Genomic DNA, 24,970 nt, shown 5'->3' on the forward strand with positions numbered 1-24,970 from the left:
TTTGCAGGTATCGCCGTTCAGGCCATGGCTGGCTGCATCTGCGCGCGGCGATTAATGCGCAGGACCAGAATCGCCCCCGCCACGCACAAACCACCAGAAATCATCGTTGCCACCGTGTAGCTACCAAGGCTATTGCGCAGCAAGCCGGCGCCCAGCGCAGCAAACGCGGCACCCAACTGGTGACCGGCGACAATCCAGCCAAACACCACTGGCGCATCTTTGGAGCCGAACACATCGGTGGTCAGCCGCACGGTTGGCGGCACGGTCGCCACCCAGTCCAGTCCATAAAAGAAAGCGAAGATCGGCAGACCGAAATACTGAATGCCAAAGGCCCACGGCAAGAAGATCAACGCCAGGCCGCGCAAGCCGTAGTACCAGAACAAGAGCACGCGGTTGTTGAAGCGATCTGACAACCAGCCAGAGAAGGTGGTGCCGATCAAATCCAGAATGCCCATGCTGGCCAGAATGCTGGCGCCTTTCACTTCAGACAAACCGTAATCGCCGCACATGGCGATGAAATGCGTGCCGATATAGCCATTGGTACTGGCGCCGCAGATAAAGAAGCTGAGGAACAGCAACCAGAAATCGCGCGAGCCGCTGGCCTTTTTGAGCGCGGCAAAGGCAATGGTGATCGGGTTGGCGTTCGAGACACTGTGATCCAGTGGTACATCGGGCGATTCGCCAAACGGACGCAAACCCACGGTGGCAGGGCGTTCAGGCAGCAAAAACGCCACCAGCGGAATGGCAATGACCGCGGCACCGGCGACCAGCAATACAATCGGGCGCCAGCCGTAGCGTTCAACAATGGCGGCCATCAGGGGCAAAAACAACAACTGGCCTGTGGCGGAACTGGCGGTCAGCACGCCCATGGCAAAACCGCGCCGTTCCTTGAACCAGCGGTTAACCACCGTGGCGCCCAGCGTCATGGATGTTGCGCCGGTGGCTGCGCCCACCAGCAAGCCCCAGATCAGAATCATGTGCCAGGTCTGACTCATCAGGCTGGAGAGCCCGACGCCAACGGCCAGAATGCTCAGCGCACTCATCACCGTGCGGCGCACGCCAAAGCGTTGCATGGCGGCGGCAGCAAACGGGCCCATCAGACCAAACAATGCTAGGTTGATGGAAAGCGCGGCGGACACCGTTGCACGGCTCCAGCCAAAATCGTGTTCCAGCGGCACCATCATCACACTGGGCGTGGCACGGGTGCCAGCGGTAATCAGCATGATGAAAAAAACCACGGCCAGGGTAATCCAGCCGTAGTGGAACCGGCTTTTTGACCAGGCGGCCAACAGGGTTTGCATGGGGAATCTCCGGCGTTGATCTGGTCTGTTTGATGTGCTTGTTACCGATCGGTAACATGTTGGTTGTGATATTAGTTACCGAGCGGTAACATTGTCAACAGCAAATAACGGAACACCGGAAGATCATCATGACGACTGCCCGCAAAGTGACCGACGGCGCCGCCGCGCGCAACCAGATACTGGATGCGGCGGAAGAACTGTTTTATTTCGAGGGATCGCGCACCAGCGGTGTGGACGCCATTGTCAAGAAGGCGGGCGTCAACAAGATGAGCCTGTATCGGCAGTTTGAATCCAAAGACGACTTGCTGCGGCAGTATCTGGACAGACGGGATGAGACCTTCTGGCGCTATATCAATGGCAGCCTGGAACAGCACCCGGGTCAGCCGCGCAAGCAACTGGAGCAGCTGTTTGATGATCTGTCGCGCCGCACGCAAGCCGCGGGTTACCGGGGCTGCCCGTTTGTGAACATTGCGGTGGAATACCCGGAGCGCGAGCACTTTGCCCGGCAAATGGTGGCGCAAAACAAGGCGGGATTACTGGCGCGATTGACGCAACTGTCGGCTGAGGCAGGGGCGCAAGATGCTGCCGCATTGGGCGCAGCGCTGGCGTTGTTGATCGAAGGCACCTACGCCGGCAGCCAGACGTACGCGCCGGGGAATCCGTTGTTGCCGGTCTTGCCGCAGGTAGCGCGCACGCTGATGGACGCCGCCATAAACAAAGCGGCCTGAACGGCCGCTTGTGGGGGACTGCTTACTTCTGTTCGTCGGCGTGCTTTTTGAGCAAACTGTTCAACAGAGAGGGTTTGGCATCTTTGTCTTTCTGGCCGGACGAATCCTTGCCAAAGCGGTCCGGAGAACCCTTTTTCTTGATGTTTTCTTTGATGCGAACCGCAGCCAGACGCTGCAGGTCGAAGTGATTGATAGGCATGTTGATTCCTGCGTCGTTGGTGGCGCATCGCAGGACATGCGCTGCAATCGGCCAACTAAAAAAACAACGGCCCGGCAAGCCGGACCGCGATATCCAGGGCGAATGATACGTTAAGTCACTGATAACAGCCAGATTTGGCGTTGAACGGACGCTACTTTAGCGATTCCGCCAAGACCTTGATCATCCACCAAACGCTGTTTTCACAATGCGCCCTACCTCTGCGTGCGCCCCATTGATGGCATCTGCTTCCGCCGTTGAGCCCACGTAGTACGAACTCACCAGAATCGGCGCGCGTTGCGGTGGCCGGATGATTGCGACGTCGTTAGACGCGCCGTTGTCGCCAGAACCGGTCTTGTCGCCCACTTTCCAGTCGGCGGGTAAACCCGCGCGCAGTTTGGCATTGCCGGTGGTGTTGCCGGCCAGCCAGATATCCAGTTGATTGCGGGCGGCGGTGCTGAGGATTTTGTCGCTCAACAAAATGCGCTGAGTGGTTTGCACCATCACCTGCGGCGTGGTGGTATCGCGCTCGTCGCCAGGCAAGGCGGTATTGAGCGTCGGTTCGTCGCGATCCAGTCGGGTGATCGTATCGCCGTGGCTGCGAAGCCATGCGGTGAGTCTGGCCGGGCCGCCGATATCGGCCAGCAACAGGTTGGCTGCCGTGTTGTCGCTGTATTGCAAGGCGGCGGCACAGAGTTCGGCAATGGTCATCTGGCCGGCCTCGACATGCGCCCTGGTGATCGGCGCATAGCTCAACAAGTCGGCATGGGTGTAGTGCACCGGGCGGTTGAGCGACTCAGCGCCTGCATCGACCCGGCTTAGTACGCAGGCACTCAATAGCAGTTTGAAGGTGCTGCACATGGGAAAGCGTTCGTCTGCCCGGTGCGCAATGGTTTTGCCACTGCCAGTATCCAGCGCAAATACACCAATTCGACCGCCCAGATGGTTTTCGATGGCAGCAAAACGGGGAGTGAATCCATCGCTGGTGTCAGGTTTGCCAGCGGCGTTGACTGGCAGGCGCGTAAGGGCAAACAAGGCTGCGGCGCCGGTCAGCAACTGGCGACGGGAAAAACCTCGGGTCAAAGGCATGGTGGGGGTGTTCCGTAAGCATGACACCTGGCACGGGGCCGGGTGAAGTCAAATCTGGGGTATGAATATCAGCCGCACTACAGCGGCGGGCCCAGGACGGGCGAGAGCAGTATAGACACAACGGTCTGGCACGCCATTGACGAAGGGCGTGCTGGTGGGGCCCGGCCGCCACGCGGGCAAGCCGGGCAAAACATCAAGCTGATCGCTGCGCTGGATGGGCGATCAAATCAGTGCATTGACCTGCGTACCCACATTGCCGCTGGTCGCCAGTGGCAATGTGCCACTCGTGCTGGCGGAGTTCGTTGCAGTGGATGTCTGGGTGGAACTTGACGTCTGGCTGCTGTTCAGCGAATCAATCTCTTGCTGAACCGCCTGGATTTCCTGCTCCAGCGTTTGCACTTGTTGCGCGCTTTGTGCGGTATTGCCACTTTGCTGCGCAGTGGCCAGTTGTTGCTCCAGTGAAGCCAGTTCTGCCTGCAGCGCGCTGGCTGAGGTGGTGCTGGTTGAACTGGTCGCACTAATGCTGCTGTACGGCAAAGTGCTCGATACGGCGCTGACTGCTGTCACCATGTTCAGTCCCTCTCGAAGGCGGGTTGATGAAAACAACATGCGGCAAGGACACAGGTCCAGCCGGTACTTCCTGCCGTTAGCCTGGCGCGGCTAACGGCGCTTGTCAGCAAGAGATACACGTCAGATACAAAAATGGGCCCCTCTGCGGTATTGAGATACAAAGCGGTACGTTCAGGCCGGGTTTTTCAATGTCCGGGCAGTTAGTCCGGCGTATCAGATCACTGTGTTGACCTCAGTACCCAGTGCGCCCGTTTGTGCCAGTGGTAGTTCGGTTGGATTGGTGTTGTTGGCGGGCTGGTTTGTGGTGGTTTGTGTGGTCTGGGTGGTGGCCTGGGTGACCCCCGCCGCTTGTGTCGCGACGGTATTGGTCGTGGTCTGCGTGATCGTTTCGTTGTTATTGGCCGGATTAGCGGCCGGGTTGGCTTGCGCGGCCTGGGTTTCCTGGGCCGCCGCCGCAGCGGCGTTATCGGCCTGGACCGTATTAATCTGGGCCTGCACGCTGGCGATCCGGGATTCCAGTAACTGCACCTGTTGCGCGCCGGCCAGGGTATTGGCGTTTTCCTGCGCGGTGGCCAGTTGTTGTTCCAGTGCGGCCAATTGAGCTTGCAAGCTGACGGTGGAGGTTTCATTGACGGTGCTTACCGTGGCGGCAGGCAATGTGGTGGTGACGGGGTTGATGGCGCTAACCATAGCGGGTTCTCCTCTGTCGATGACATGGAAACGGGTTGCGGCTGGGCGGCTGGGCGATCACGTCATGGCTTTGTCATAAAACCGTCATGGCCGATGACCGGGTGGCGAACTATGCTGTGCCCAGTCCTTCTCATGCTGCCGTGAATAAACTCTACGACCTCCTGCCAGAGCTGGCCCAGCTGGAACGCCTGATCAAGGCGGGTCAGGGCCGGCTGGATGTACGCACCGTGGCGCAAGTCCACGTGGCCCCGTACTGCCTGCCGCTCTTCGTGCTCGGGCTGGGCTCTGACGACCCCGGCGCGCCGCTCGTGGGGTTCTTCGGCGGCGTGCACGGCCTTGAACGGGTAGGTACCCAGGTGGTGCTGACGTTTCTGCACAACATCCTGAATCGCTTGCGCTGGGACCGCATGCTTGAACAACAGCTGCAACATATCCGGCTGGTGTTCATGCCGCTGGTCAACCCCGGCGGAATGCTGCAGCGACGCCGCGCTAATCCAGACGGGATCGACCTGATGCGCAATGCGCCGCTGGATGCCACAGAACACGTTCCCTTCTTGCTGGGCGGGCATCGCATTGGTAACTGGCTGCCGTGGTATCGCGGCGAGGCCGGTCATGACATGCAGACGGAAGCCCAGGCGCTATGCCAGGTGGTTGAGGAGGAGATCGCTGGACGGCACCAGGCGATCATCCTTGATTGCCACTCAGGGTTTGGCATGCGTGACCGTATTTGGTTTCCGCTGGCGGGTAGTCGATTGCCGATAGATAGCGTAGGAGAAATCTACACGCTCAAAATGTTGTTTGATCAGGCCTACCCCCATCACCGCTATGTGTTTGAACCGCAAAGTCATCAATACCTGACCCATGGTGATCTATGGGATCACCTGTATTTGCGCGCGCGTCAGAGACAACCCGATCAACTCTTTTTGCCCTTGACGCTGGAAATGGGCTCATGGACATGGGTACGCAAAAACCCGCGCCAATTGCTGTCACGTCTCGGGGCATTCAACCCTTTGGCGCCGCATCGTCAACAGCGGGTCATGCGTACGCATCTTGCATTCATGGAGTTCCTGACCCGGGTGGCCTGTAGTGGCGATCGCTGGCTGGCCGGTGAGCAGCGTGATCTCAAGCATCGACGTGACGCCATGAATCTGTGGTACCGCAATGGTCTCTAGCCCCGAACCGGAGGCGCGCCCATGGGTGCTATTGCGCGGCCTGGGGCGGGAAGCCCGGCACTGGGGTGATTTCCCCTGGGTACTGGCCAGCGCCTTGGGCGGGGTGCAGGTTCACGCGCCCGACCTGCCCGGGAATGGCCGCTGGTGGCAAGAACGTAGCGGTTTGTCGATCAAGGCTCAGAGGGAACACCTGCGCGAGCAACTGGCCACCCAGTTGGCACAAGGCCCGGTGAATGTGCTGGCGCTATCACTGGGGGGCATGGTGGCGCTGGACTGGGCCAGCCATCAACCGGAAGAAATAGAACGACTGGTGCTGGTGAATACCAGCATGGCCGGGATCGCACCGTTCTGGCGCCGGCTGCGCTGGCAGCGTTATCCCGCATTGTTGCGGTTGGTGTGGCCATCGCTGGCATTGCGTGAGCGGGCCATTCTGGCACTGACCAGCAATCTGCCCGGGCGCCGTGAAGCGGCGTTGCCACACTGGCTGGCCTGGCAGCGGGAGGCGCCGGTCTCTGCCACCAACCTGCTGCGGCAATTGCTGGCTGCAGCGCGCTTCCAGCCGCCCGCGCTGTGGCCAGGCTGCCCCACATTAGTGGTGACCAGCGCGCAGGACCGATTAGTCGACCCTTTCTGTTCAGTACAGCTGGCCCGCGCGGCGGGCTGGCCATTGCAGATCAACGGCCACGCTGGCCATGACCTGCCGCTGGATGATCCGTACTGGCTGGCGCATATCGTGGCGCAGTGGCAGGCCACGATGCCACAAGCCTGAGCTTTCTTGATGCGCAACATAATCGTCAAATAATTGCAGGATGCCGACGGTACCGTTTTTGCCTGCACCAGGCGAAAGTTGCTTTTCCAGCCAGTACTTTTCCTTGTTGCACTGCAGTGTTGTATTTGTAAGGAAACCGGTTACAGAAACCATATCGTAATCAGTATTTAATAATCTCCTGATAAAAATGGGTGATTCCCGTCCCGCCAGGGGTTACCTGATGCAAGCACAATTCAACGCTTCGCGTGGTTCTTTGCCGCGTTTCCGCCAGCCTTCGGCTGCGGATTTGTGCGCCAGCATGACGGCCATTACGTCAGAAGACACCAATCAGTCCGCGCTGGATGTGTTCAATGAAGAACGTGAACTTATCAGCTTGCCAGTGCTGGAAAACGGTCGCCCCATTGGCCTGATTAACCGCAATATCTTCATGACGCAGATGTCCAAGCCGTTCCACCGTGAGTTGTACGGCAAGAAAAGCTGTATTGCCTTCATGGACAAGGAGCCGCTGATTGTTGAAGACTCGCTGGGCATTGAAAACCTGACCTTTCGTGCGGTGGAGTACGGAGAGAAATCCCTCGCTGACGGTTTTATCCTGACGCGAGAAGGTCAGTTTGCCGGCGTGGGCCATGGTCTGCAGTTGATGCGGGTCGTGGCCGACATGCAGGCAGAGCGTAATCGACAGATCATGCACAGCATTGATTACGCCAGCGTGATCCAGCGTGCCACGCTGCAAGTGTCACGCGTCATGCTTGCCGATACCCTGGCCGATGCCAGTCTGATCTGGGAACCGCGCGACGTGGTAGGGGGCGACTTCTATCACTTCGCCCGTTTTGCCGATGGCTGGTTTGCTGCCGTCGCCGATTGCACGGGCCATGGCGTGCCGGGCGCGTTCATGACACTGATTTCAACCTCGATGCTCTCGCAGGCGATCGAGCGTAACAACCCGCGTGATCCGGCCGCCGTACTGGCCCAGGTCAGCCGCGGTATCAAACACATGCTGGGCCAGACGCCCGAGCGTGCCGCGCAGACCGACTCGAACGATGGCATGGATGCCGCGTTCATGTGGTTTGACAACGCCACGCAAACACTCACCTTTGCCGGCGCACGCACAGCCCTGTACGTGCTGTACCCGGATGCACCGCAGATCGAGATGATTGAGGGTGATCGCGTCGGGGTGGGCTACGTGGATAGCGCGGAAAACTACGTCTGGCATAACCGCAGTCTGCCAATGCCTGCTGGCACGTTGATGTTTGTGACCACCGACGGGCTGATCGACCAGATTGGTGGCAAGAAGAACATTGCCTTTGGCAAGCGTCGCGTGCGTGATCTCTTGCTGGCGCATCGTAATGAGCCTGCCAGTTACATCACTGATGCCATTCTTGCCGAGTTTGCCAACTGGCAAGCCGCAGAAACCCGTCGGGATGACCTGACCTGTCTTTGTGTCCGCATGACGGGCACCAAACCATGAACCAGCCTGAGCTGGCACCGTTGTCGGAGCACACCATGATTTACCAGCAATACCGCGACTTCTGCGAAGCAGCGCGGCAACGCCATGTGATCTTTTACTACGTGGGTTATTTCTCGCAGCACATCGTGGGTGCCATGGCTGACGCGCTCAAGCTGCGTCTGGAAGTGTCCGGTCTGGCTGGTCCGACACGCCGCAAACTGTTTTCATCGTTTGTCGAAATGGCGCAGAACATCATCCATTACTCGGATGACTCGCTCACGCCGCCTGATCTGGATAACCACGAAGTGCGTCATGGCTCGGTGTGCATTGGCATTGAGAATGACCAGTACTACTTGCTGTGCGCCAATCCGATCAAACGGGGCCTGGAAGCCACACTGCGCCAGACGGTTGAGCCGCTGCGCACGATGACGCTGGAAGAAATCAAGCAAGCCTACAAGGAAGCGCTGCGTTCAGAATCTCCCGTGGATAGCAAAGGCGCCGGCGTCGGCTTTCTGACCATGGCGCGGGACGCGAGCGAACCTCTGGAATTCGAATTTGTACCCATGCCCGGTGAACCGGACCGCAGCATGTTCTACATCAAGGCCATTATCTGACCGCAACTGCCACAACGGTCGACCGCACTACAGGATTACAAAAACATGGATGATCTCTACATTGCCGCCACGCCGACCTCGCCAGAGGTTGACTTCCGCTTTAGCCAGAATGTGCTGAGCCTGAAAGGCGAGTCTTATCCGGAAAACGCCGCTGCTTTTTATAGCGAAGTGATTACCCAGGTCCGCAGCTGGCTGGCCAGCTGTCAGGGTCAGCACATTGTGGTTAATGTGGCGCTGGCGTATTTCAACAGCTCCAGCACCAAAGTGCTGTTCAACCTGTTTGATGCTTTCAATCAGGCGGCCATGATGGGCAATCAGGTCACGCTGAACTGGTACCACGACGAAGAAGACGACACCATCCTGGAGTTCGGTCAGGAGCTGCATGACGACTTTGGCGCTCTGGACTTCCACGATCACGCTCTCTCTGGCGCCTGAACTTGAATACCGTGACTGATCCTGATCTGTTTGACCTGGAGCATGCTGCACTGGCCGAAGCGACTCTGGTCTTCGAAGACACCCATGCGCCTGCAGGTATTTACCGGCTGGCGCTGGGTGAGTTGATCGGGCATTACGAACGGCTGCTGCGTGAGACGGGGCGGCTGATCCGTCGGAGCGATCGCCAGGAGCGCGAGATGACCGTGCTCAATCAGCGTCTGCAAGCGCTTGCCCGCAGTCTGGAATACCGCGCCCGTCACGATACGCTGACCGGCGTACTGAACCGTGGCGCGGTGATTGAACTCTCCAACGACATGCTCTCGCGGTGTGACATGTCTTTGATCGTGCTGGATCTGGATCACTTCAAACGCATTAACGATACCTACGGCCACCCGGCCGGAGACATGGTGTTGCAAACCGTGGTGGGGCAGTTGCAGTCGGTCGTGCCAGAAGCGGGCGAGATCGGTCGGGTTGGTGGTGAAGAATTCACCGTGATGCTGCCGCGTACCTCGCTGGACGATGCTCTGACCATTGCCGAGAACATGCGTGCTGCCGTGGCTGCCCATATTTTCCCGGCACCGATCGAGCGCAATATTACTGCCAGTTTCGGTGTCAGCTGGAACGATACCGGCACCCCCTTCGAAAGTGCCTACGGCCGCGCCGACGAAGCACTCTACATTGCCAAACGCAATGGCCGTGATCAGGTAGTCCGCGCCCGATAGGCCGTGCTGTCCCGCGTAGCCCACAAGCGATAAGTTGTTCCCGGCTGGATAAACGCGCTCTCACCCTGACTGAGCAGGCAGGTTTGTCCGGCATACGCCAGGGCCATGTCTCCTTCAATGACCAGCAAAATCTCCGGTCCATCACTGTGGGATGACAACGTCTGGCATTCAGCAGTCGCCGAGCGTCGCTGCGACCAAAGCGATCTCTGGCCGGGTGTAACCGGCAAGGTCGGTGCTGAAGTTCAACACCACCTGATGAAGTACCGACTGCAATGCCCGACATGGTTTAGCGCCCCTCTCACCGCACTGTCAGTGCTTTGTCTGATCATTCCTGCTTCATTTCAGGGCTGTCTCCTCTTCTGCGTCGGTTTTTTCTTACATACCGTTAAATTAATTTTTTCTGGCCGCTTGTCGCCTGTCGGCATTTTGTTGTCATAAAATATGAAAACTTCATTTTTGTATGCAACATTAAAGAAGTTGTCTTACAAAATGAACGCGTGCACAGAAAAGTCGATGTTTCCGATAAACGTCGCTCAATCAATTGAGGTTATTGGATTTTTTCATTATTATCCGGCTTCGATTTGTGAGAACTTGTCGATTTCGCATCCATATTTCTAACAAGTTTTGAAAGGAATTGGGGTAAACCCATGGGCGTCAGGGCTGCTGTACTTCTCTTGCCAGGCACAAGCTTGCGTACTGCACGATGCTCTGTCATCGAGCTGTCTCTGGCTTTGCTGACGCTCTCAACTGGTGCGCAGGCTGCAGTGCCTGCGGACGATGAGGCGCGTTATCACGCCGCGATTGAAGATGCCCGCAGCAATCACATGGCAGAGGCGATGAACAGCCTGCAAGCCTTGCATGCTGCGTATCCCGCTGATCCCCGATTCCGTAACGATCTGGTGGCGGTGTCGGCCTGGGCTGGCGATGACGCCCAGGCCGCTGCCACCGCGCAAGGGCTGGACCCGGACACTGCGCCGGTTTATGTCCTGGCCGCGTGGGCGGATGCCGAAAAACACCTGCAGCACATCGATACCGCACAGAAGTTATATGAGGTACTGGGCCGCCGCGATCCCGCCCGGTTCGATGTCCAGGTGTCGCTGACCCAGCTTGATTTGCAGCGCAATCAACCCGGCAAGGCACTGACCCGGCTCAATGCCGTGGATGAAGACGTTCTGGCGCCCCGAGACAAAATCGCGTTGTCGGAGATGTTCATTCACGTTCACAACGTGATGGGTGACTACGCTCAGGTCTTGTACTGGTGCGATCACTTGCAGACCCTGGATCCAGGCAATCGCACCGCTGCCGAGGCACGTTTTGTCGCCAGTTTGCGGATGAGCGCGCCGCATCTGGCCCTCTCGACCACTTTGACACTCAAGCCCGCTGATCTGGCCGCAGCCAAAACGGCGGCCGTGCAACGTGAAATTCGTTGGGGTAAGGCCGAAGCCGACAATAGTCGCGCTGATTCGCCAACCCGCTGGCGTCTCACCGATAAAGCCATTGCCAACGGCCAGGCCCATGTGGTGGCGTTACAAGGCCCGGAAGCCGCAGGCCCGGATGCCATCTTTGCGCAGCAATATGATCTGGTCGAAGCGCTGGTAAATCGTCGCCGCATGCAAGACGCAGTCAATTTGTTCCAGAACCTGCAACAACAACATGCGCCGATTCCGCCCTGGGTGAATATCCCCGCAGCTTCGGCCTGGCTGGCGCTGCGTCAGCCAGGCATGGCCATTACGCTGCTGGAACAGGCTTTTGCGGCCAAAGTCGGTGACTTTGATGCGCATGTCACCTACGTGTACGCGCTGCTGGAAGCCGAACGCCCCACAGACGCGATAGCCGCTGCTGATCAACTGGTGGCCGATACCCCCGAATGGCGTAACAACGCCTACCCGGCGCTGCGCGTGGAAAATCAGGACTACCCGGCTGCTCAATTGCTGGCGGCGCAAGTGCGTGCCTGGACTGAGCAACTGGCGCAGGCCCAGCGCCGGGTGGATGACCTGCACCACCGGGCACCTGGTAATGAAGACATCAGCGCGGCCCAGGCCGAGGTTGATCGTCTGCGCGGTTGGCCACGCCTGGCGGTCACGCGTTTGCGCCGCCTGCAAACCGCTTCGCCCGATTACATCTGGGCACTGCCACCATTGTTTGATGCGCATATGGATGCGCCAGACTACGCCGCAGCGGCATCGGATCTGGCCAATGCACGCCAGCAAATGCCGGATGATGAGGCCACCCGCCGCATGGCTCGCAACTGGCAAGACCACCTGCGCGAAGAAAGTGTTTCGACCCTGACCGTGGGCCGTAGTGGTGGTGGTAAGGAAGGTTTGTCTAACAACGGTAGTAGCAACAGCGATGTCACAGACATCACGTTTGATACCCGTTTCTACAGCGCACCGATCGACTGGAACTGGCGTGCCTACGCCCATGCCGGTTGGCAACAAAGCCGGGATGACGTGGAAAACCTGCTGCGCCGCGAAGCCGGCGCAGGTCTGGAATACCGCGCGCCGGTGTGGTCTGGCGAAGTTCAGGTTGATGGCTCGAATGGCTCTGCTGGCCTGGCAGGGGGTCACGTATTGGTCAGCTATCACCCCACAGACTTTTGGACGATCGACGCGGGCTATGGCCACAACACCGACGATACCCCGCTGCGTGCGTTCAACGATGGCGTACACACTGACTTTTACAGCGCTGCCTTCCGTTACCGCTGGAGTGAGTCCGCGGAGGCCGGTGTGTCTGCCAGCAATGGCCGCTTCTCTGATGACAACAGCCGCGTGAGCTGGGGCGTGTATGGCCAGCGGCGCCTTGTTAGCCAACCGTACTACCAGATGGACGGCCGCATTGATGTGGGCGGCATGCACAACACCTTGTCTGCCGACAATGCCAGCTATTTCAACCCATCCAGCCAGACTGCCGCGTCAGTCTCCATGATCAACCGCTGGGTGGAATGGCGTCGTTACGAGCGTCAGGTCAGCCACACCCTCACGCTGAGCGTGGGTGACAACTGGCAGCAAAACTACGGCGGCGCGCTGATCGCGGCTGCTGACTACGAGCTTGATTACCAGATTGATGCGTTGCACGATTGGCGCGTCGGCGCCAGCGTTGGCCGCGCTGTGTATGACGGCAATCCGGAAACCGATTACGCCATACACACCACACTGGACTGGAAATTCTGAACATGCCCAATGTGAACACCTCTTTCCGTCACTTTGCAGCCTTCGTCCGCCTGACCGCGCTGGTGCTGCTGGTTGCGCTTACTGCATTGCCGGCCCGTGCCGATACGGCGACCTGGCCGGCCGACAGTTTTGAAGTGCTGTGCTACCACGAAGTCCGTGACGATGTCTGGGTGCTGCCCGATCCCTATGCCATCAGCACGCGACGCTTGGCGCAGCATTTCGAATGGCTGCGTGAGAACGGTTACCACGTGATCAGCGTGGATGACATCCTGGATGCGCGCGCTGGCAAGAAACCGCTGCCGCCCAAAGCCGTCCTGCTGACGTTTGACGACGGATATCGCAGCTTTTACACCAACGTGTTCCCGTTGCTCAAAGCATTTGGCTATCACGCTGTCCAGGGCGTAGTCGGGCACTGGATCGATGCGACTGAAGGCGCTGAAATCACGGCGGAATCACGCAATTACAGCCGCGACGACATCATGACCTGGGCGCAGATCAAAGAGTTGTCCGACTCGGGTCTGGTCGAAATTGCCTCGCACAGCTTTAACGAGCACCACGGCAGCCAGGCGAACCCGCAAGGCAACCAGTTGCCGGCGCTGATCACGCATGTGTACGACCCGACCACCGGGATGTACGAGAGCGACGATGAATATCAGTCGCGCATCCGCGCCGATCTGCAACAGAACTCGGACGTGATCGCCAAACACATTGGCAAGGCACCGCGCGTGATGGTGTGGCCGTATGGCCGTTATAACCAGGCCACGATCAACGCCGCCAAAGCTGCTGGCATGCCGATTACCCTGACGCTGGATGACGGAACCAATAGCCCGGATGTGGGGCTGGACCGCCTGCGCCGTGTGCTGATTACCCATAACGATGGGGAAAGCACCAAAGCGCTGGATGCCGCCATGCGTGCGTCGTCCGCGCGTCCGCTACGCGTCATGCATGTTGATCTGGATTACGTCTACGATCCGGACCCAAAACAGCAGGAAATCAACCTGGGCAAGCTGCTGGATCGGGTGAAGGCCAGTGGTGCCACCACCGTGTTCCTGCAAGCGTATGCCGATCCTTCAGGCGCGGGTGCCGCGACGGCGCTGTACTTCCCCAACCGTCACTTGCCCATGCGCGCTGACCTGTTCAGCCGCGCAGCCTGGCAACTGGAAACCCGTGCGGGGGTGAAGGTCTACGCCTGGATGCCGCTGATGGCTTATGTATTGCCAGAATCGGACCCGCTGGCCAGTCATCTGGTGACCGCCAGTAATCCCAAAGGTGCCCACGCGTACCATCGGCTGAGCCCGTTCGATCCGGCTGTGCGCGCGCTGATTGGCGAAATTTACGAAGATCTGGCGACCCATGCGATCTTCCAGGGCGTGCTGTTCCATGACGATGCCACGCTCACGGATTACGAAGACGATAGCTCTGCCGCCCGCACGGTCTATCAAAGCTGGGGTTTGCCGGCATCGGTGGTAGACATCCGCAAAGATCCGGCCTTGATGAGCCGCTGGAGCACGCTCAAGACGGCGTACCTGACCGATTTCTCCATGCAACTGGCCGATCGTGTGCGCCAGTGGCAACCCAACCTGAAAACCGCCCGCAATATCTACGCGCCTGTGATCTTGCAGCCTGAATCGCAAGCCTGGTTTGCCCAATCGCTGCCGGATTTTCTGAATCACTATGACTACACGGCCATCATGGCGATGCCGTATATGGAAGGCGCCAAAGCGCCGCTGCCATGGCTGAAGAACCTGGCGCAAACCGTGGGCCAGATTCCGGGCGCGCTGGACAAGAGCGTATTTGAACTGCAAGCCACTGACTGGAAAACCAGTACGCCCATCACTGGTCATGAACTGGCAACGCAGATGGATGTGCTGATCGACGCCGGCGCCCGCAATTACGGTTACTACCCTGATGACTTTGTGCGTGACCAGCCAAGGCTCGATGAATTGATCGAGCGCTTCTCGCTGCGCAGCTTCCCGTACCGGAGCGGCAAGTGAATACCTTGTCGTCAATCTCCACTTTGCTGCTGCAGTTCGCGTTCTTTTATCCGCTGACCATGGCCTGGATGTGGATGATCGGGGCTGTGCATTACTACTGGCGCTTTGAACGGCGCACGGCCGGGATGCAGATCCCGCCGATTCTGGATCACTACCCGGGTGTATCGCTGATTGTGCCCATGCACAACGAAGGCGAAAACGCGCGCGAGACCATCGCCCAGTTGATGTGCCAGCGCTACCCGTTGTTTGAAGTGATTGCCGTGAATGACGGCAGCAAGGACGACACCGGGGCCATTCTGGATGACCTGGCCGAGCAATATCCGCGACTGCGGGTGATCCACCTGGCCACCAACCAGGGCAAGGCTATGGGGCTGAACACAGCTGCCTTGATGGCCAAATACGAGTTCCTGATCTGCATTGATGGTGATGCGCTGCTGGATGAATACGCTGCTGCCTGGTTCATGCAGCATTTTGTGGCTGGCCCGCGGCTGGGTGCCATTACCGGCAACCCGCGTATCCGCAACCGCTCGACCTTGCTGGGCAAGCTTCAGGTGGGCGAGTTCTCGTCGATCATCGGCATGATCAAGCGGGCGCAGCGGACTTACGGCCGCATCTTCACCATCTCTGGCGTGGTGGGTGCATTTCGCCGCGCGGCGTTGCATGACGTGGGCTACTGGAGCCCGGAGATGCTGACCGAGGATATCGACATCAGCTGGAAACTGCAGATTGCGCACTGGGACATCCGTTACGAACCCAAAGCCTGCTGCTGGATTCTGATGCCTGAGACCCTCAAGGGCCTGTGGAAGCAACGTCTGCGCTGGGCCATGGGCGGTGTACAGGTACTGATCAAATATCTGCCCTCTTTGCTGTTCTGGCGCAAACGCCGCATGTGGGCGATCTATGCCGAGTTCCTCTTGAGTGTGGCCTGGGCCTACATCATGGGCGGCGTCACGCTGCTGTGGTTCCTTGGGCTCTTTATGCCGCTGCCGCAACCGCTGTATATCCAGACCATTTTGCCGGGCTGGAATGGCGTAGTGATTGGTGTGACTTGCCTGCTGCAAATCGCCGTCGCACTAAGGCTTGATTCCCAATACGACGAAGGCATGGGCAAATCCTACTACTGGATGGTGTGGTACCCGTTGGCGTACTGGCTGTTGAACATGCTGACCACCATCTGGGCCGTGCCCAAAACACTCATGCGCAAGCGTAACTCGCGGGCGGTATGGGTCAGCCCCGACCGGGGCATTCAGCAAACGGTGCAGACACCTACCCCGGCTGCGCATGAACATTATGTGAGTACCAAATCATGATGGATTTGCCCCCCGCATCGGCATCACACTTGATCATCGAACGGCCCGACTGGCAGACCCGTCGCCAGCGTCTGACGTATGGGTCGTTTTCCGCGCTGTTCTGGGCATTTTGGGGTTACCTGTGGCTGCCATTGCTCACGGGTATTGGCTGGATCGGCGAGGGCTTTTTTGCCTGGCATCACATGATTCAGCTCAAGGGTTTTATTGCGTTTGAACATCTTGCGGCGTCTTATATCGGCACGCTGACGGTGTTGGGCGGGATTTTTGTTGGCTGGGCCATGTACAACTACTTGCGGTTCCGTGGCTATGACCGGCGTAAACCGCGCCCTACTGTCACCAATCTTGATCTGGCCCAGTTCTACAACGTGGAACAACCGGATGTAGAACGCTGGCATCAGAGCCGTCGTCTGGTGGTTTTCCATGCGGACAATGGTCAGATCATCCGGGTGGATACAGAGCCGCCGCTGCAACCCCAGGCCACACCCAATCCTGCCCCCAGGCCGACACCTGTTCTGCACTGAGTGAACTGGCTGCAACACCGCTGACGTTCTGGTTGAGTCAGAGCGCAAAACCGTGGATAAACCATGGGTCTGGCCGTCAAGTGACGGCACCGTGACCATGGGGCAGCAAGCGTTATCCACCCGCAACGCCTGTGACCCACCGTGTGGTGATGACCCGTCGCCGCAGAGATCGACGATTATCTACAGGTGTTGCATGAACCGATTTTCCCCTGCGCTGGCATTCGCTGGCGCCATGCTGGTCAGCGCCATGAGCCTGGCTACCGCCGATGCCTCCGCGCCCGCCGCAGCACATTTGCCACCCGGCATTGCCTGGGCGCAGGGCGATGTCGCTGCCGCCTTCGCCCGTGCCAAAGCCGAAAACAAACCACTGTTCCTGTACTGGGGTGCCGTATGGTGCCCACCCTGCAATCAGGTCAAAGCGACCATCTTTAATCAGGACGCCTTTATCAAGCGCACGGCGTTGTTCGTGCCGGTATTTCTGGATGGCGATACTGAAAACGCCCAGAAATGGGGTGAACAATTCAAGGTGCGAGGTTACCCCACCATGATTCTGTTCAAGCCGGATGGCACTGAAATCACCCGCCTGCCCGGTGAGGTGGATGCCGCCCGGTACATGCAAGTGTTGTCGCTGGGTTTGAACGCGGCGCACCCCGTCAAACAGACCCTCTCTGCCGCCTTGCAGCCCGGTGCAAAACTGAGTCTGGATGAATGGCGCATGCTGGCCGATTACTCCTGGGATACCGACGGTGCCTTGCAAGTGCCGCGTGATGATCTGGCCGGCGCGCTGCAAACCTTGTCACAACATGCCGCTGCCAATCATGCAACTGGCCCGGCGCTACGTCTGGAATTCAAGGCAATCGTGGCTGCGGCCACGGACAAACCGGTTGGCAAGGTCGAGAAAATCCGCGCGGTTGACGCGATGCGTACGGTGCTGAGCGTCCCCGCAATCACACGCAGCAACTTTGATTTGATCGTGGCCTACCCGACAGAGGTCACGCGTTATCTCACTCAACCAGGCACGCCGGCGCGGGCGCGTCTTGGCAAAGCGTGGGACAACGCGCTGATCATGTTGAGTGCAGATCAGAGTATTTCGACGACAGACCGCCTCACCGCGCTGGATGGCCGTGTTGCGCTGGCGCGGCTGGATCAGCCCGCCAGCAAGCCGCTGCCGCCCGCCTTGCTGGAAACCCTGCGTAACCAGGTGGTTGCAGCCGACAAAGTCACCACCAACGGCTACGAGCGCCAATCTGTGATCAGCGCTGCGGGTGATGCGCTGACCCATGCCGGGTTGATTGATGAATCGGATATCTTGCTGCGCGCGGAACTCAAGCGCTCTCCTGCGCCGTATTACTTCATGTCTGGTCTGGCGTTCAACGCCCGTACACGCGGCGATAAAGCCGCTGCGCTAGGTTGGTACGAACAAGCCTGGAATGCGTCTGAGGGCCCGGCCACCAGATTGCGCTGGGGCGTGAGTTACCTGGACGGCATGATGGAACTGGCTCCCCAGGATGAAGCCCGACTCAGCCTGGTGACCGGCAAAGTGCTGGATGAACTCGCGCATACGTCCAGTGCTTTTTATGGGAGTAACCGCGCTGCGCTGCAGCGCTGGACGACCCATCTGGCAAAGTGGAATGCCAGCGCCGCACATGATGCGGCGTTCAAACCCATGATGACGCGCATGGTGACCATCTGCGACAAGCTGCCATCCGATGATCCCCAAAAAACCACTTGCCACGACCTGGTCAAGGCCGCATCGGCCAGCCCGGCTGTCTGATCCGGTGAGCGCGCAGGGTGTTAATGCGCCGTGCGCGCCATGCCGGCATAGAGCGTATCCACGTTGTAGCGGAACATCGCCTCGTAGCTGGCCGCGGGGCCGTTCGGTGGTGATAGCGCTTCAACATACAACTCGCCGCCTGGCGCTGCGCCGGTCGCGTCAGCAATTTGTCTCACCATGCGCGGATCGTTCGAGTTCTCAAAGAAATACGCCGCGACATGTTCCTTTTTGATCTGTTCAATCAGCCGGGCGACGTCGGCCGCGGCAGGTTCGGCATCGGTTGAAATCCCCACGGGCGAGAGAAAAGTCACGCCGTAAGCCGCGCCAAAGTAGCCAAACGCATCGTGGCTGGTCAGCACTTTGCGCGCTGCGCCGGGCAAGGTGGCAAACCTGGCTTTGGCGTAGTTATCCAGCGCTTGCAGCTTGTGGATATAAGCCTCGCCGTTGCGCTTGAAGTCTGCTGCGTCGGCCGGATCTGCGGCGCTCAGCGCCGTCACCACATTGCGCGTGTAAATCACCCCGTTGCTGATGTCATTCCAGGCGTGCGGGTCTGTCACCACTTTGCCGTCGTCGGTCATCTTGCGCGTGTGGATGCCGGTACTGGCAACCGTCACCTTGCCGCTGTAGCCGGATGTCTTGATCAGCCGCGTCATCCAGCCTTCAAGACCCAGCCCGCTGATCAAGACCGCGTCGGCATCCTTAAGCGCTTTGGCATCTTGTGGCGTGGGCTCGTACACATGCGGATCGCCATTGGGGCCGACCAGACTGGTCACGATGACGTGCGTGCCGCCCACATTGCGCACGATGTCGGCCAATACCGTAAAGCTGGCGACGGCATGGATGTCTTTGGCCCACAGCGGCGGAGCAAACAAGGCCAGGGTGAGGGCGGTCAGTGGCAGAAGCGGGCGCATTGATGAGTTCCATGGATAACGAAGGTTGATTTCAAAATGCAACATTGTTGCAAATTAGGGATATGGGTGGCAGCATATGCTCAATGCAACATTGTTGCAAATCATCCTTGCTCCTGGACCCAACCATGTCATCCACGCCTTATCGCCCGCTTGATACCCGTTTGCCCGTCACCGTGCTTTCCGGCTTTCTGGGGGCCGGCAAGACCACGCTGCTGAACCATGTACTCAATAACCGTGCGGGTTTGCGGGTCGCGGTCATCGTCAACGATATGTCTGAAGTGAATATCGATGCCCGCCAGATCCGTGAGGGCGGGGCAGCGTTGTCGCGCCAGGACGAAAAACTGGTCGAGATGAGTAATGGCTGTATTTGTTGCACCCTGCGTGAAGACTTGCTGGTGGAGATCAATCGCCTGGCGCGTGAAGGGCGTTTTGACTATCTGTTGATTGAATCAACCGGCATTGCTGAGCCCTTGCCAGTGGCTGAAACCTTTACCTTTCGGGATGAAGGCGGCCGAAGTCTGATGGATGTCGCACGGCTCGACACCATGGTTACGGTGGTAGACGCGTTCAATTTCCTGGCTGATTACGCATCTGAAGACTTGCTGGCGGTGCGCGGCGAAACGCTGGGTGTCGAGGATGATCGTACCGTCGTTGATCTTTTGATCGAACAGATCGAGTTTTGTGACGTACTGGTGCTCAGCAAGACAGACCTGATAACACCTGCTGCCCAGGAACAACTGCGCGGCATGCTGACTGCGTTGAACCCGCGTGCGCGGATTGTGGAAAGTGAAATGGGTCGCGTACCTCTCCCGGCCATTCTCAATACCGGGCTGTTCGATTTCACTGCCGCCGCCAATGCGCCAGGCTGGTTACAGGAACTGCGCGGTGAACGCATGCCAGAGACCGAACAGTTCGGCATCAGCAGCTTTGTCTATCGCAACCCTCGTCCGTTTCACCCGCAGCGGTTCTGGCAGTGCATACATCTTGAATGGCCTGGCGTCATTCGTTCCAAAGGCTGGTTCTGGCTGGCCACCCGGCCGGACTTTGTCGGTAGCTGGTCGCAAGCGGGCGGCGCTTCCCGGCATGGCGCCGCAGGCCTGTGGTATGCCGCCACGCCGCGCGAGCACTGGCCAGAAGATGTACATGACCTGGCTCAGATCATGGAGAACTGGGATCCGGTGTATGGGGATCGCACGCAGGAACTGGTGTTGATTGGCATGGATATGGATCAACCTCGCCTGACCGGCATGCTCAATGCCTGCCTTGCCACAGATGCGGAATTGATCGCATTGCGGCGTCATCCGCAATCACTGGCTGACCCGTTCGCTTCATGGCAGGTGATGCCGGCATCATAAGAAATGACTGGCGCCGAGCGGGCAGATACGGTGAAATGTCGCTCGATGCGACCATCTGGTCGCTACGTATTTCCACTCACACGACGCCAACAGGATTCAACATGACACAAGCCATCAAGGACATCCCGCTGCAAAAAATCGACGGCTCGGCCGCCACATTGGGCGACTATGCCGGCAAGGTACTGTTGGTGGTGAATGTGGCCTCCAAGTGCGGCCTGACCCCGCAATACGAAGCACTGGAAAAACTGTACCGCGAGCAAACCGCAAACGGTCTGGAAGTGCTGGGTTTCCCCGCCAATAACTTCAAAGGGCAGGAACCGGGCACCGATGAAGAAATCCAGAGCTTTTGCTCGACCACGTACGACGTGACGTTCCCGCTGTTCTCCAAGATTTCTGTGGTCGGTGCCGATCAACACCCGCTGTACAACGCGCTGACCCATGCGCAACCGGATGCCACTGGCGAGGGCCCGTTCCGCGAGCGCCTCTCCAGCAAGGGTATTGAGATCGCCCCGCAACCGAATGTGCTGTGGAATTTTGAGAAATTCCTCGTGAATCGCAAGGGTGAAGTGGTTGGCCGTTTCTCGCCGGATGTCACGGCGGACGATCCGCGTCTGGCTAGCGCCATTGCCACAGAACTGGCCAAAGCTTGATTGGCGGACTAAAAAAAGCACCTTCGGGTGCTTTTTTTGTTCAGTGGTGCCGCCGTTTGCATCGGGGGAATACCTGAGCCGGGCGTCCGGACATCAGGGCTATGATGTGCGCTGCCCGTCATTGCGGGCGCAATTGTTACAAAGGGCAGGGACAGGCGCATGGGTGAGAAGAAACGCAGGCTGGCGGCTGGTGGTGCCGCAGTCGCTGAAGCACGACCGGCAATCAATGACGGCAGCCAGTGGGTAGAAACCGGCAAGCGCCTGCATCATGAGGGTCGCCTGCCAGAAGCGTTGGCGGCCTACCAGCGCGCGCTGGAACGCAACCCGCAACAGGCTGACGCGTTGCATTACCAGGGACTGGCGCTGATCGGGATTGGCCAGGGCGCGGTGGGCATGAGCCTGTTGCAGCGTTCGCTGGCGCTGGAGCCAGAGAACGCCAGCTTTCATTTCAATCTGAGCCAGCATCTGCGCCGCCATGATCCGGCCGCTGCGTTTGCACACTTGCAGCGCGCTGTTGCGCTACAACCGGCCGATCTGCAATACACCCTGGATTACGCCCAGGCGCTGGTTGCATTGGGCAAGCGGGATGAAGCGCTCGATGCGCTGGTGGCAGTGCGCCCGCATCACCCCGAAAGCGGTGCGCTGGGCGAACGGATCGTAGACCTGGCCTGGCAACTGGAGCGCCTGGAACTGGCCCGTGCCACCGCCGCTGACGTGGCGCGCCAGCACCCGCAGTTTGAAGCCCGTTTCCGCATCGGTTACGCCTTGCCGCGCAAGGATCAACCCGAGTCAGAAACCGCGATGGGGGCCGATCAGTGGGGACAATGCGCGCTGGCAGGCGCAGCACTTGAACACTTTATCGCCGAGCGTGATCTGCATGTGATCGATCAATTTATTGCAGACCCGGTTGCTTACCGCGAACACGCGCTGCAACAGGCGTTCCACGCCAACTTGTATGAAGGCCAGAATTTCCCGGGTGTCCAGACTGATGGCCAGCCCGCGCAAGAGATCATGGAGCGCATTGCGACGGCCCTGGGGTGTCCGGTGAAATGGTCCTCGCCGGATAACGGCGCGTTCCGTGTCAGTGTGGCCAACGCCAAAGCACGTACCGATATTCATATCGATAACGAAGACCAGGGACAAGCCACGACCTACGCCGCTGTGCTCTACCTGAACCCGCCTGAACAATGTCAGGGGGGCACCACCTTCTGGCAGCATCGTGCGACGGGTTGGGATCGCCGCCAGCCGGAGGATGTAGTCCGTGCTGCGGGTTTCAAAGACTTTGCTGCGTTTCAGGACAGCTGGAGCGTGGTGAGTGCCGACGGCAAACGTGATTTTGGCGATCTGGCCAATGAACGCGACATCTGGCAAGTACAAGCCGAGATTCCCATGCGCAGCAACCGCATCGTGATCTACCGCGGCAACTTCTACCACGGTTTGTCCAGCGTGTTTGGCAGCACCATGCAAGACGGGCGTCTGGCACAGTTGTTTTTCTTTGAAACTGCCCGCGACGCCAAGGTCTGATGCTTTTTTCTGCCGCAGTAAAAACAACGCTGATCGGGGCCGTGCTGGCCCTGATCGCTGCTCAGGCGCAGGCCCATTTGCTGTGTACCGTGATTGCCGATGCCGCGACCGGCAAGGTAGTGCTCCAGCAAGGCGAAGCCTGTAGTGAGCGCGTTACACCGGCCTCCACCTACAAAATCGCCATGAGCCTGATGGGCTTTGACAGCGGCTTTTTGCAGAACGAACACGCGCCGGTGCTTGAGTACCGCAAAGGTGATCCGGATTGGGGCGGGGCCAACTGGCTCAAGCCCACGGACCCGGCAGCGTGGATCACCTACTCCGTCGTCTGGTACTCGCAGCGCGTCACTCATCACCTGGGCACAGACAAGGTGACGCAATACGCCAAAGACTTTGGGTTTGGCAACGCAGACATGTCTGGTGATCCAGGCCAGAACAACGGGCTGGATCGCGCATGGATTGCCTCATCGTTGAAGATTTCACCGCTGGAGCAGGTAGCCTTCCTGACACGCCTGGTGAACGGCAAGCTGCCGGTATCTGCCCATGCGCTTGAGATGACCCGCAATATCACTCGCCTTGACCCCAGCCCGGCCGGCTGGGACATGCATGGCAAAACCGGCGCGGCGTTCCCACGGATCAGCCCGACCGATTTTGACTACGCCCATGGCTGGGGCTGGTTTGTCGGCTGGGCCACACAGAATGGGCGCACGCTGGTTTTTGCCCGGCTGACCCGGGACGACGCTGAGAACAAAGTCAGCCCGGGCCTGCGCACCCGGGAGAGTGTGCTGGCAGACTGGCCAGCGCTGGTGTCTGGTCTACCCCATTAAACGCTAGTTGGTTTTGGCACGCTTGACCGTCGCCATCTCTTTGTCTGCATGGCGTATCGCTTCATCTGCACTCATCGCTCCGTCTGCCACCACAAAGACCACGCTGGCGCCCAGAATACTGCGGGTGGCATCGGCATAGAGTGTGGTGGTTTCCGCGGCGATGCGCTTTGCCTCCTCCGGATCGGCCGGGCCGGGGCCGATGATGGCGAATTCGTCGCCGTCAATGCGGCCAACGACATCATCATCGCGCGCAACGCGGGTCAGATGCGTGGCGAGATCGCATAGCAAGTGGTCGCCGCGTGTGTGGCCCTGGGTTTCGTTGATCTCGCGAAAGTGATCCAGATCCACCAGGCCGACCAGCACGGTGCTGTCCTCGCGCCGGGCCAGCGCTAGCAGGCGGGCCAGTTCTTCCAGAATGGCGCGACGATTAGGCAGGGCGGTCAACGGGTCTGTCAGCGCGGAGCGGGTCAGCCGGTTGTTGGTCTCCTGCAGTTGCTCCAGCAATTTTTCACGCTCGATATGCTGGGCGATCAAGCGGGAGAACAGATGCAATGACGTCCGCGCCCGTTCCGGCAGTGGCATTTGCCGGGTGCTGGCCGCGCACAGGGTGCCAATCAACGATCCTGAATGGGTGCGGATCGGCGCACTGATATAGCTCTGGATGCCCAGTGCTTTGGCGGCTTCCGAATCCGGCCAGCGGCCTGGCACGTCGTCTGTGTAAGTACAGCCTGATTCCATGGAGCGCTTGCACAGTGTGTCCGACCAGGGCACGGCCAGTTGTTCGGGGATCTCCAGCTTGCCTACATTGCGGGCAAATTCGATCAATTGCGTGGTCATGCCGCTGTCAATGCGGGTGATATAGGTGGACTCGAATTCGGTGAGGTTCTGCAGCAGCTCCAGCAAAGGTTGCGCAAGTTCTTCCAGACTGCGGGCAGAAGAAGCGGATTCGGCCAGCCGAACCAGTTTGCTATCCATGCGTGTCCTCGTGCGGTGGTGAATTATCAGGATTTCATTCTAGAAGCCCTTGGCGATCGGGCAAGCAAAATGGTCTGACTGTATAACCTGTCAAAAGTGGCGACCCGCCCGTCAGTCGCGTGCTTTTTACGCTGTTGCTTATCCGGACGTTGCGGCAAAATAGCCGCTCTTTTCTGAGGTATTCCCAAATGAACACACACGCCTGAGCGCCCTGAACGGGCAAACGTCT

Annotated in this window: 25 protein-coding genes; 17 read left to right on the forward strand and 8 right to left on the reverse strand. The window is 58.9% G+C overall.

All coding sequences use genetic code 11. The features are described 5' to 3' along the window. Positions 1–17: 17 nt before the first annotated feature. A complete protein-coding gene (locus IEX44_RS15005; RefSeq protein WP_188695598.1) occupies positions 18–1,301 on the reverse strand; it encodes an MFS transporter in 1,284 nt (427 codons plus the stop codon). A gap of 128 nt (positions 1,302–1,429) precedes the next feature. Between IEX44_RS15005 and IEX44_RS15010 the strand changes: the two genes are divergently transcribed. Then, positions 1,430–2,029: a TetR/AcrR family transcriptional regulator gene (locus IEX44_RS15010; protein ID WP_188695602.1), complete on the forward strand. Its 600-nt coding sequence runs from the start codon at positions 1,430–1,432 to the stop codon at positions 2,027–2,029. 22 nt (positions 2,030–2,051) lie between these two features. Here the strand turns inward: IEX44_RS15010 and IEX44_RS15015 are convergent, their stop codons facing one another. The 4 genes from IEX44_RS15015 to IEX44_RS15030 form a co-directional block, all read right to left on the reverse strand. Next, positions 2,052–2,228, reverse strand: a complete 177-nt coding sequence (locus IEX44_RS15015) for a hypothetical protein (protein ID WP_188695605.1) — start codon at positions 2,226–2,228, stop codon at positions 2,052–2,054. Between the two features lie 180 nt (positions 2,229–2,408). Further along, positions 2,409–3,314 (reverse strand): class A beta-lactamase, encoded by a 906-nt coding sequence (gene bla, locus IEX44_RS15020; RefSeq protein WP_188695609.1) that lies wholly within the window; start codon positions 3,312–3,314, stop codon positions 2,409–2,411. 222 nt (positions 3,315–3,536) lie between these two features. Further along, a complete protein-coding gene (locus IEX44_RS15025; protein ID WP_188695611.1) occupies positions 3,537–3,884 on the reverse strand; it encodes a FlxA-like family protein in 348 nt (115 codons plus the stop codon). 213 nt (positions 3,885–4,097) lie between these two features. Next, a complete protein-coding gene (locus tag IEX44_RS15030) occupies positions 4,098–4,574 on the reverse strand; it encodes a hypothetical protein (protein ID WP_188695613.1) in 477 nt (158 codons plus the stop codon). Positions 4,575–4,714: 140 nt separating this feature from the next. Between IEX44_RS15030 and IEX44_RS15035 the strand changes: the two genes are divergently transcribed. The 6 genes from IEX44_RS15035 to IEX44_RS15060 all read left to right on the forward strand — a co-directional run bounded on the left by IEX44_RS15035 (position 4,715) and on the right by IEX44_RS15060 (position 9,733). Then, positions 4,715–5,746 carry a M14 family zinc carboxypeptidase gene (locus IEX44_RS15035; protein WP_229679190.1) on the forward strand — a complete coding sequence of 344 codons (1,032 nt, stop codon included), beginning with the start codon at positions 4,715–4,717 and terminating at the stop codon, positions 5,744–5,746. Further along, the gene (locus IEX44_RS15040) at positions 5,736–6,515 is read left to right on the forward strand and encodes an alpha/beta fold hydrolase (RefSeq protein WP_188695619.1); all 780 of its coding nucleotides are present in this window, start codon (positions 5,736–5,738) and stop codon (positions 6,513–6,515) included. Before IEX44_RS15035 ends, IEX44_RS15040 begins: the two co-directional genes overlap by 11 nt. A gap of 220 nt (positions 6,516–6,735) precedes the next feature. Further along, positions 6,736–7,983 (forward strand): SpoIIE family protein phosphatase, encoded by a 1,248-nt coding sequence (locus IEX44_RS15045; RefSeq protein ID WP_188695622.1) that lies wholly within the window; start codon positions 6,736–6,738, stop codon positions 7,981–7,983. Then, positions 7,980–8,576 carry a SiaB family protein kinase gene (locus tag IEX44_RS15050; RefSeq protein WP_229679198.1) on the forward strand — a complete coding sequence of 199 codons (597 nt, stop codon included), beginning with the start codon at positions 7,980–7,982 and terminating at the stop codon, positions 8,574–8,576. Before IEX44_RS15045 ends, IEX44_RS15050 begins: the two co-directional genes overlap by 4 nt. A 45-nt stretch (positions 8,577–8,621) precedes the next feature. Next, positions 8,622–9,011: a DUF1987 domain-containing protein gene (locus tag IEX44_RS15055; protein WP_188695626.1), complete on the forward strand. Its 390-nt coding sequence runs from the start codon at positions 8,622–8,624 to the stop codon at positions 9,009–9,011. An 11-nt stretch (positions 9,012–9,022) separates the two neighbouring features. Continuing rightward, positions 9,023–9,733, forward strand: a complete 711-nt coding sequence (locus IEX44_RS15060) for a GGDEF domain-containing protein (protein ID WP_188696031.1) — start codon at positions 9,023–9,025, stop codon at positions 9,731–9,733. On the opposite strand, the gene IEX44_RS21340 is transcribed toward IEX44_RS15060, so the two are convergent. Next, positions 9,712–9,840 (reverse strand): hypothetical protein, encoded by a 129-nt coding sequence (locus tag IEX44_RS21340; protein ID WP_373287796.1) that lies wholly within the window; start codon positions 9,838–9,840, stop codon positions 9,712–9,714. The genes IEX44_RS15060 and IEX44_RS21340 overlap by 22 nt on opposite strands. Positions 9,841–9,850: 10 nt before the next feature. Between IEX44_RS21340 and IEX44_RS15070 the strand changes: the two genes are divergently transcribed. The 6 genes from IEX44_RS15070 to IEX44_RS15095 all read left to right on the forward strand — a co-directional run bounded on the left by IEX44_RS15070 (position 9,851) and on the right by IEX44_RS15095 (position 18,502). Further along, positions 9,851–10,171, forward strand: coding sequence for a hypothetical protein (locus IEX44_RS15070; RefSeq protein ID WP_188695630.1), 321 nt, complete (start codon positions 9,851–9,853; stop codon positions 10,169–10,171). A 251-nt stretch (positions 10,172–10,422) separates the two neighbouring features. After that, positions 10,423–12,903, forward strand: a complete 2,481-nt coding sequence (pgaA, locus tag IEX44_RS15075; protein WP_188695633.1) for a poly-beta-1,6 N-acetyl-D-glucosamine export porin PgaA — start codon at positions 10,423–10,425, stop codon at positions 12,901–12,903. A 2-nt stretch (positions 12,904–12,905) separates the two neighbouring features. Beyond that, positions 12,906–14,897 (forward strand): poly-beta-1,6-N-acetyl-D-glucosamine N-deacetylase PgaB, encoded by a 1,992-nt coding sequence (pgaB, locus tag IEX44_RS15080; protein WP_188695636.1) that lies wholly within the window; start codon positions 12,906–12,908, stop codon positions 14,895–14,897. Further along, on the forward strand, positions 14,894–16,207 hold the full coding sequence (gene pgaC, locus IEX44_RS15085; protein WP_229679200.1) for a poly-beta-1,6-N-acetyl-D-glucosamine synthase: 1,314 nt from the start codon (positions 14,894–14,896) through the stop codon (positions 16,205–16,207). The genes pgaB and pgaC overlap by 4 nt, the downstream gene beginning before the upstream one ends. Then, entirely contained in the window at positions 16,204–16,728 is a 525-nt protein-coding gene (gene pgaD / locus IEX44_RS15090; RefSeq protein ID WP_188695639.1) for a poly-beta-1,6-N-acetyl-D-glucosamine biosynthesis protein PgaD, read from the forward strand. Before pgaC ends, pgaD begins: the two co-directional genes overlap by 4 nt. 193 nt (positions 16,729–16,921) lie before the next feature. Beyond that, positions 16,922–18,502 (forward strand): thioredoxin family protein, encoded by a 1,581-nt coding sequence (locus tag IEX44_RS15095; protein ID WP_188695642.1) that lies wholly within the window; start codon positions 16,922–16,924, stop codon positions 18,500–18,502. 20 nt (positions 18,503–18,522) lie between these two features. Here the strand turns inward: IEX44_RS15095 and IEX44_RS15100 are convergent, their stop codons facing one another. Beyond that, on the reverse strand, positions 18,523–19,413 hold the full coding sequence (locus IEX44_RS15100; protein ID WP_188695645.1) for a metal ABC transporter solute-binding protein, Zn/Mn family: 891 nt from the start codon (positions 19,411–19,413) through the stop codon (positions 18,523–18,525). A gap of 125 nt (positions 19,414–19,538) precedes the next feature. Here IEX44_RS15100 and zigA point away from each other — a divergent pair, with 125 nt between their 5' ends. From zigA to blaOXA, 4 genes are all read left to right on the forward strand, one after another. Then, positions 19,539–20,768 carry a zinc metallochaperone GTPase ZigA gene (zigA, locus tag IEX44_RS15105; protein ID WP_188695648.1) on the forward strand — a complete coding sequence of 410 codons (1,230 nt, stop codon included), beginning with the start codon at positions 19,539–19,541 and terminating at the stop codon, positions 20,766–20,768. A gap of 101 nt (positions 20,769–20,869) precedes the next feature. After that, positions 20,870–21,418 (forward strand): glutathione peroxidase, encoded by a 549-nt coding sequence (locus IEX44_RS15110; protein WP_188695651.1) that lies wholly within the window; start codon positions 20,870–20,872, stop codon positions 21,416–21,418. Between the two features lie 159 nt (positions 21,419–21,577). Continuing rightward, positions 21,578–22,942 (forward strand): DUF6445 family protein, encoded by a 1,365-nt coding sequence (locus IEX44_RS15115; RefSeq protein ID WP_188695654.1) that lies wholly within the window; start codon positions 21,578–21,580, stop codon positions 22,940–22,942. Then, the gene (gene blaOXA, locus IEX44_RS15120; protein WP_188695656.1) at positions 22,942–23,766 is read left to right on the forward strand and encodes a class D beta-lactamase; all 825 of its coding nucleotides are present in this window, start codon (positions 22,942–22,944) and stop codon (positions 23,764–23,766) included. The genes IEX44_RS15115 and blaOXA overlap by 1 nt, the downstream gene beginning before the upstream one ends. A 3-nt stretch (positions 23,767–23,769) precedes the next feature. Here blaOXA and IEX44_RS15125 read toward each other — a convergent pair whose 3' ends face one another. After that, positions 23,770–24,741 (reverse strand): sensor domain-containing diguanylate cyclase, encoded by a 972-nt coding sequence (locus IEX44_RS15125; protein WP_188695658.1) that lies wholly within the window; start codon positions 24,739–24,741, stop codon positions 23,770–23,772. Between the last annotated feature and the right edge of the window lie 229 nt (positions 24,742–24,970).

Source organism: Silvimonas amylolytica (assembly GCF_014645555.1).
Classification (GTDB): domain Bacteria; phylum Pseudomonadota; class Gammaproteobacteria; order Burkholderiales; family Chitinibacteraceae; genus Silvimonas; species Silvimonas amylolytica.